At 70.5% G+C, this 7,421-nt stretch carries 9 protein-coding genes; 8 read left to right on the plus strand and 1 reads right to left on the minus strand.

Going from position 1 to position 7,421, the window contains the following annotated elements; translation table 11 throughout:
• Positions 1 to 148 precede the first annotated feature (148 nt).
• The gene (locus tag ACFWGZ_RS37535; protein ID WP_382456348.1) at positions 149 to 766 is read right to left on the minus strand and encodes an NINE protein; all 618 of its coding nucleotides are present in this window, start codon (positions 764 to 766) and stop codon (positions 149 to 151) included.
• Positions 767 to 819: 53 nt separating this feature from the next.
• On the opposite strand from ACFWGZ_RS37535, the gene ald reads away from it, so the two are divergent.
• The 8 genes from ald to ACFWGZ_RS37575 all read left to right on the plus strand — a co-directional run bounded on the left by ald (position 820) and on the right by ACFWGZ_RS37575 (position 7,373).
• Complete coding sequence (gene ald / locus ACFWGZ_RS37540; protein ID WP_382456349.1) at positions 820 to 1,890, plus strand: alanine dehydrogenase; 1,071 nt, start codon at positions 820 to 822, stop codon at positions 1,888 to 1,890.
• Complete coding sequence (xerD, locus tag ACFWGZ_RS37545) at positions 1,887 to 2,774, plus strand: site-specific tyrosine recombinase XerD (RefSeq protein ID WP_382456350.1); 888 nt, start codon at positions 1,887 to 1,889, stop codon at positions 2,772 to 2,774. The genes ald and xerD overlap by 4 nt, the downstream gene beginning before the upstream one ends.
• A 24-nt stretch (positions 2,775 to 2,798) precedes the next feature.
• Positions 2,799 to 3,128, plus strand: coding sequence for an ArsR/SmtB family transcription factor (locus ACFWGZ_RS37550; RefSeq protein ID WP_382456351.1), 330 nt, complete (start codon positions 2,799 to 2,801; stop codon positions 3,126 to 3,128).
• Positions 3,129 to 3,229: 101 nt separating this feature from the next.
• Positions 3,230 to 4,153 (plus strand): ParA family protein, encoded by a 924-nt coding sequence (locus tag ACFWGZ_RS37555; RefSeq protein WP_382456352.1) that lies wholly within the window; start codon positions 3,230 to 3,232, stop codon positions 4,151 to 4,153.
• A complete protein-coding gene (locus ACFWGZ_RS37560) occupies positions 4,150 to 4,461 on the plus strand; it encodes a hypothetical protein (protein WP_382456353.1) in 312 nt (103 codons plus the stop codon). The genes ACFWGZ_RS37555 and ACFWGZ_RS37560 overlap by 4 nt, the downstream gene beginning before the upstream one ends.
• Positions 4,458 to 5,288: a segregation and condensation protein A gene (locus tag ACFWGZ_RS37565; protein ID WP_382456354.1), complete on the plus strand. Its 831-nt coding sequence runs from the start codon at positions 4,458 to 4,460 to the stop codon at positions 5,286 to 5,288. Before ACFWGZ_RS37560 ends, ACFWGZ_RS37565 begins: the two co-directional genes overlap by 4 nt.
• 500 nt (positions 5,289 to 5,788) lie before the next feature.
• Positions 5,789 to 6,646 carry an SMC-Scp complex subunit ScpB gene (gene scpB, locus ACFWGZ_RS37570; protein ID WP_382456356.1) on the plus strand — a complete coding sequence of 286 codons (858 nt, stop codon included), beginning with the start codon at positions 5,789 to 5,791 and terminating at the stop codon, positions 6,644 to 6,646.
• The gene (locus ACFWGZ_RS37575; protein WP_382456355.1) at positions 6,639 to 7,373 is read left to right on the plus strand and encodes a pseudouridine synthase; all 735 of its coding nucleotides are present in this window, start codon (positions 6,639 to 6,641) and stop codon (positions 7,371 to 7,373) included. Before scpB ends, ACFWGZ_RS37575 begins: the two co-directional genes overlap by 8 nt.
• Positions 7,374 to 7,421 lie beyond the last annotated feature (48 nt).

Consider the following 7,421-nt stretch of genomic DNA (forward strand, 5'->3'; position numbering starts at 1 on the left):
AATCCTCACCGGGTTCTGCGCGGCCCGGGTGGACGCCTCGCGGCACCTCCCCCGCACCCCCGTACCACCAGTACGCGGGTGCGGGGGAGGCACCACGATGCATCGCCCCGGACCGTGCACAACCTGGCAAGGGTTCGTGGCCACCGCACTAGTCGCGCAGCTTGCGGCCCTGGGCGTCCGTGCCGCCGTTGACCAGGATCATGATCCCGTCGATCAACGACCAGATGCCGCAGCCGCCGCAGGTCAGCAGCTGGGCGACGGCGATGCCGGTGTGGCCGGTGTAGAACCGGCCGATGCCCAGGTTGCCGAGGAAGAGCTGCAGCACGCCCGCGGCGACCTTCGACTTGTCCGACAGCGGCAGGCCGGTCAGCGGGTCGAAGCCGTACGGCGCGGCCGGGTTGCCGTAGCCCATGCCCGGTCCGGCCATGCCGGGAGGCGGCGGCGGGACGGCGTACTGCTGCTGCGGCCCGGTCGGCGGCGGGTAGTACGGCTGCGTGGGCTGCGGCGGGAAGCCCGGCGGAGGCGGCGGCACGGCCGCGAACGGCACCGAGGGCGGTGCGAGGAACGGCGGGTGCGGCTGCGGCAGGTCGCGGAACAGCTCCGCGAGCTCGTGGTAGGACTGCGCGCCCGACGCGCGGTTCACGCGGTCCTGGTACTCGCCTATGTCGAGCCGCGCCATCGCGAAGTGGTCGTTGAGAGCGGTGATCGCTTCTTCGCGCTGCTGGTTGCCGATGCGCTGCTGCTCCGGCCCGAATGGTTCTGACACGGATCAGCACGGTATCCGATGCAGCAGCTCGATATCGGGAATACGCTGCGACGATGCTGGTCGGTGTCCCAAAGGAGATCAAGAACCACGAGTACCGCGTGGCCGTCACACCGGCGGGAGTGGTCGAGCTGGTGCGCCGCAGGCACGAGGTCGTGGTCGAACGGGACGCCGGAGCCGGCTCGTCGTTCCCCGACCACGAGTACACGGCGGCGGGCGCGCGCATCGCCGGGTCGGCCGACGAGGTGTGGGCGCTCGCGGACCTCGTGCTGAAGGTCAAGGAGCCGATCGAGCCCGAGTACCACCGCATGCGCCGCGACCAGGTGCTCTTCACCTACCTGCACCTCGCCGCCGGTCCCGAGTGCACCAAGGCGGTCGTGGCGTCCGGCATCACGGCCATCGCCTACGAGACCGTGCAACTGCCGGACGGGTCGTTGCCGTTGCTGGCACCCATGAGCGAGATCGCCGGACGGATGGCGGCCCAGGTGGGTGCGCATTGCCTGGAGCGCGCGCAAGGCGGCCGAGGGGTGCTGCTGGGCGGTGCGCCCGGCGTGGCCGCGGGCAAGGTCGCGGTGATCGGCGCGGGCGTGGCGGGGATGAACGCGGCGGCGATGGCGGTCGGCATGCAGGCCGAGGTGGTCGTGCTGGACACCAGCGTCAACCGGTTGCGGCAGATCGACTTCGCCTACCGCGGGCACGTGCAGACCATCGCGTCGAACGTCCACGAGGTCGAGAAAGCCTGCCAGTGGGCGGATCTCGTCGTCGGTGCCGTGCTCGTGCCCGGTGCGCGGGCGCCGAAGCTCGTGAGCAACGACCTGGTGTCGAGGATGCGTCCCGGGAGCGTGCTCGTGGACATCGCGATCGACCAGGGCGGCTGCTTCGAGGACTCCCGGCCCACCACGCACGACGCGCCGACGTACCGTGTGCACGACTCCGTGTTCTACTGCGTGGCGAACATGCCGGGCGCGGTGCCGAACACGTCGACCCGCGCGCTGACGAACGTCACGTTGCCGTACGTCATCGCGTTGGCGGACAAGGGTTTCGACCTCGCAGTGGCGTCGGACCCGGCGCTGGCGAAGGGCGTCAACGTGCGTGCCGGGGAGATCGTCTTGGAAGGGCTGGCGTGATCGAAGACCTGGTGGCGACCTACCTCGACCACCTCGCCGTGGAACGCGGCACCGCTCGCAACACCCTCGACTCCTACACCCGTGATCTGCGCCGGTACACCGAACACCTGGAATCCATCGGCGTGACGGATTTGGGCGCGGTGACCGAGATGCACGTGAGCGAGTTCCTCGCCGCGTTGCGGGAAAGCGGTCTCGCGGCGTCTTCGGCCGCAAGGACGTTGGTGGCCGTGCGCGGGTTGCACCGCTTCGCGCACCGCGAAGGCGTTGTGCCCCATGACGCCGCACGGGCCGTACACCCCCCTTCGCCACCGAAGAGACTGCCGAAAGCCTTGCCCGTCAACGATGTGCTGACCCTGCTGAACAATGCGGGAAACCTCAGGGACAAGGCGCTGCTGGAGCTGCTGTACTCGACGGGAGCGCGGATCTCCGAGGTGGTGGGCCTCGATGTCGACGACATCGACGCGACCGAGCGGACGGTGCTGCTGGACGGGAAGGGAGGCAAGCAACGACTGGTGCCGGTGGGCAGGCCCGCGTTGGCGGCGGTCGACGCGTACCTGGTGCGCGCCCGTCCCGCGCTGGCGGCGAAAGGCCGTGGCACGCCCGCGTTGTTCCTCAACGCGCGCGGTGGCCGGCTCTCGCGGCAGAGCGCGTGGACCGTGCTGAAGACCGCCGCGGAGGAGGCCGGCATCACCGTTGCCGTGTCCCCCCACACGTTGCGGCATTCGTTCGCCACCCATCTGTTGGAAGGGGGTGCGGACGTTCGGGTGGTGCAGGAACTTCTCGGGCACGCATCCGTTACGACCACTCAGGTGTACACACTGGTAACCGTTACGACTTTGAGGGAGGTCTACGCAACTGCACACCCTCGGGCCACTGGAACATGAGGCTTCCACGGGTACGGTGGTCGGGTGCCGAACTTGGACGAGCCGTCCCCACAGGCCATTGATCTTGCCGCTGTGCTGCACGCGCTGAGCGACCCGACACGGCTCGCGGTCGTTCGCCAGATCCAGTCGAGCGGTGAACGACTGTGCGGGGCCTTCGAGGTTGACGTGGCGAAGTCGACTCTCTCGCAGCACCTGCGCGTGTTGCGCGAGGCGGGTCTCACCAGGACGCGGTGCAGGGGCAACCAGCGCTGGGTGTCGCTGCGTCGTGATGACCTGGATCTTCTCTTCCCCGGTCTGCTCGACGTGGTCCTCTCGGCGGTGGACAGGCGCACACGAACGGATGTCGCTGTCTGACCAAGTCTTGACAAACACCGGCGAGGCGCGTTGCCGCTCGCACGGGTGCGGCCTACGCTGCGCCCGGAGAGACGACCACGACCAGTGAGGGAACGCCAGCCATGTCGACACCGGAGCACGCTTTCGCGCCCCGTGCCGACCTGAACCTGGCCCCGCACGCCGCGCCGGTGGACGACGTCGCCCACGAGCAGCTCGACGGCATCGGACCGACCGGCCGCGCGCGCCGGCACATCCCGGACCCGCCGCAGCTGCTGCACCACGGCCCCGCGAAGATCCTCGCGGTGTGCAACCAGAAGGGTGGCGTCGGCAAGACGACGACGACCATCAACCTGGGCGCGTCGCTGGCCGAGTACGGCAGACGGGTGCTGCTCGTCGACTTCGACCCGCAGGGCGCGCTGTCCGTGGGCCTCGGCGTGCACCCGCACCAGCTGGAAACCACGATCTACAACGTCATCATGGAGAACCACACCTCCGTGCCCGACGTCATCCGCAAGACCATGGTCGAGGACATGGACCTGCTGCCGAGCAACATCGACCTGTCGGCGGCCGAGATCCAGCTCGTCTCCGAGGTGGGCCGCGAGCACACGCTCGTGCGCACCCTCCGTCCCGTCATCGACCACTACGACTACGTGCTGGTCGACTGCCAGCCCTCGCTCGGCCTGCTCACGGTGAACGCCCTCGCGGCCGCGGACGGTGTGCTGATCCCGCTGGAGTGCGAGTTCTTCTCGCTGCGCGGGGTGGCGCTGCTCATCGACACCATCGAGAAGGTCAAGGAACGCTTGAACCCCAAGCTCGACATCACCGGCATCCTCGCCACGATGTACGACCCGCGCACGCTGCACTCGCGCGAGGTCATGGCACGCGTCGTGGAGGCGTTCGGCGACATCGTGTTCGACTCGGTCATCAACCGCACGGTCCGCTTCCCGGAGACGACCGTGGCGGGGGAGCCGATCACCCGCTGGGCCCCGCGCTCGTCCGGTGCCAACGCCTACCGCGCGCTGGCCCGCGAGGTGATCGCCCGGTGACCCGTCGCCCCACACTGCCGGGCGCGGCCGAGTTGTTCCGCTCCACCGCGGCTCCCGCGACCGATCCCGCCGACGCACCCGTGCAGCGCCGCGGTTCCGGCCGGACCAAGCACACCACGAAGATCACGGTGTACGTGTCCGACGAGGAACTGCTGGCCCTGGAGCAGGCGCGGCTGTCGCTGCGCGCGTCGTACGGGCTGGGCGTCGACCGCGGCCGAGTGGTGCGCGAGGCGATCGCCGTCGTGCTCGACGACCTGGAGGCGCTCGGCGAGGAGTCGTTGCTGGTGCGCAGGTTGCGCGAGCAGTGACCGAGGAAGCCCCCGCCGCTCCCGCACCGGACGACGGCAAGTTCAAGGTCAGGCTCACGAACTTCGAGGGTCCGTTCGACCTGCTGCTGCAGCTGATCTCGCAGCACACGCTCGACGTGACCGAGGTGGCGCTGCACCGGGTCACCGACGACTTCATCGCGCACATCCGCGGCATGGGCGACTCGTGGGATCTCGACGAGACGACCGAGTTCCTCGTCATCGCGGCGACGTTGCTCGACCTGAAGGCCGCGCGGCTGCTGCCGACCGGTGACGTCGAGGACGAGGACGACCTCGCGCTGCTGGAAGCCCGCGACCTGCTCTTCGCCCGGCTGCTGCAGTACCGGGCGTACAAGCAGGTGGCGGCCCTGTTCGCCGAGCTGGAGCAGGGCGCGTTCCGGCGCTACCCGCGCTCGGTGTCGCTGGAGCCGCGTTTCGAGGGCCTGCTGCCCGAGGTGATGCTCGGCGTGACACCGCCGAAGTTCGCCCTGATCGCGGCTGCGGCGTTCCGGCCCAAGCAGAAGCGCACCCTGTCGGTCGCGCACATCCACCAGCACCGCGTGTCGATCCGCGAGACGGCGGACGTGCTGCGCGCGCTGCTGATCGAGCGCGGCACGGCCTCATTCGCCGAGATCGTCGCCGACTGCACCGAGACCATGGAGGTCGTGGCGCGGTTCCTCGCGCTGCTGGAGCTGTACCGGGAGAAGTCGCTGGCCTTCGAGCAGGAGGACCCGCTCGGGCCGCTGCAGGTGACGTGGGTCGGCGGGACGTTGGAGCAGGCGCAGGCACAGGTGAGCGCCGGCGACGAGGATGAGGACTACGGCGGATGAGCGAGCCACTGGTGGGGCCGGACGCGGCGGAGATCGAGAAGCCGGGGCCGGCGTTCGACGGGGGCGGCGCGGTCGGTGCGGTTGGCGGGGGTGGCGCGGCCGGGGACGCCGGTGGGGCCGAGGGCGGTGAGTCCGCGGAGGCCGGGGGCGCTGGTCCTGCGGGTGCCGCGGGTGCTGGGGCTGAGAGTGCTGCGGGCGCTGGGGCTGAGAGTGCTGCGGGCGCTGGGGCTGTGGGTGCTGGGAGTGCGGGCGCCGAGGGTGCGGAGGCCGGCGAGCCGGATGCCGCGCTGGAGGACGCCGCTCCTGCTGCCGTGGAGTTGGAGCGGCCCGAGGCCGCGGGGTCCGCGGACGAACCGGAACCGGTCGAGACCGGGGACGACGCGGCCCTCTCGGACGCCGCTCCCGCCGCGGTCGTGCTCGGCGACGCGGAGGCCGGCGCGGTCCCGCCCCCGGTGTCCAGTCTACTGGCCGACACCGACGAAAACGGCACGTCGGGCGGGGTGCCTGTGGACAACTCGGGCGCCTTGGCCGACCCGGCCGAGACCGCCGTTGCCGCTGGCGCCGCTGCGCCCGCTGCCAAGCGGAAGCCCGCGGCGAAGCGGAAGCCCAAGCCGAAGCCGACCACTGCCACTGCCACCGAGGCCGGCGCCAGCATCGGCGCCGGGTCCGGACCCGCGCCCGACCCCGAGCTCGACCTCGGACTGGAGCCCGACACGGAGCCCGACACGGCGTCCGACGCCGACGCCGCCACCCTCGAGGCGCAGCTGCTCGCCGCCGCCCCCGAGGAGGCCATCGAGGACAGCGGTCTGCCCGACCTCACCGACGACGCGACGTTCGAGGCCGCGCTCGAGTCCGTGCTGCTCGTGGTGGACAGCCCGATCGCCGAGGACCAGCTCAGCAGCGCACTGGAGCAGCCGGTCAAGAGGGTCAAGCGGGCACTCCGTACACTTTCCACCCGGTACACCGAGTCCGGCAGTGGCATCGACCTGCGCAGGGCGGGGGACGGCTGGCGGTTCTACACGCGGGACCGGTTCGCCCCGTTCGTGGAGAAGCTGCTGCTCGACGGCCAGCGCGCGAAACTCACCCGCGCTGCCCTGGAGACGCTCGCGGTGATCGCCTACCGGCAGCCCGTCACGCGGGCGCGGATCGCGGCGGTGCGCGGCGTCAACGTCGACGGTGTGATCCGGACCCTGGTCGCGCGGGGGCTCATCGAGGAGACGGGCACCGACAGCGACACGGGTGGGATCCTGTACCGCACGACCGAACTGTTCCTGGAGCGGTTGGGGCTGTCGTCGCTGAGCGACCTGCCGCCGATCGCTCCGCTGCTGCCCGAAGTGGATGCGATCGACGATGTCTGACAACGAAGGCGTGCGCCTGCAGAAGGTGCTCGCGCAGGCGGGGGTCGCCTCGCGCCGTGCTTCGGAGGAGCTGATCGACCAGGGGCGGGTGCAGGTCGACGGCGAGGTCGTGCGCGAGCAGGGCCGGCGGATCGACCCCGAGACCGCCGTGGTGCACGTGGACGGCGTGCGGGTGCAGATCCGCGAGGACGTCGTCACGATCGCGCTCAACAAGCCCTACGGGATGCTCTCCACCATGGAGGACGACCTGGGGCGGCCGTGCGTCGGCGACCTCGTGCGCAACCGCGCCGAGCGGCTCTTCCACGTCGGGCGGCTCGACGCCGAGACCGAGGGGCTGCTGCTGCTCACCAACGACGGCGAGCTGGCGCACCGGTTGATGCACCCCAGCTACAACGTCAAGAAGACCTACCTCGCCGAGGTGCCCGGTCCCGTCGAGAAGGGGCTCGGCAAGAAGCTCAAGGCGGGCGTCGAGCTCGACGACGGCCCGGTCAAGGTCGACTCCTTCAAGCTCATCAGCGCGGTGCCCGGCAAGGCGCTCGTCGAGGTCGTGCTGCACGAAGGCCGCAAGCACATCGTGCGTCGCCTGCTCGAGCACGTCGGTTACCCGGTGGAGTCGCTGGTGCGCGTCGCGGTCGGTGACGTGTCGCTCGGCAACCAGCGGCCCGGCTCGATGCGCGTGCTCAACCGCCAAGAGGTCGGCGGTCTCTACAAGCTCGTCGGCCTGTAGGAACCCCGGAAGCCGCAGGAACCCGGCACGCCGTGGGGACCAGGAGGC

The organism is Lentzea sp. NPDC060358 (assembly GCF_042725365.1).
Classification (GTDB): domain Bacteria; phylum Actinomycetota; class Actinomycetes; order Mycobacteriales; family Pseudonocardiaceae; genus Lentzea.

Coding starts and splice junctions, on each gene's coding strand:
- ACFWGZ_RS37555 (WP_382456352.1), top strand. CDS start 3,230: ATGTCGACACCGGAGCACGCTTTCGCGCCCCGTGCCGACCTGAACCTG.
- ACFWGZ_RS37575 (WP_382456355.1), top strand. CDS start 6,639: ATGTCTGACAACGAAGGCGTGCGCCTGCAGAAGGTGCTCGCGCAGGCG.
- ald (WP_382456349.1), top strand. CDS start 820: ATGCTGGTCGGTGTCCCAAAGGAGATCAAGAACCACGAGTACCGCGTG.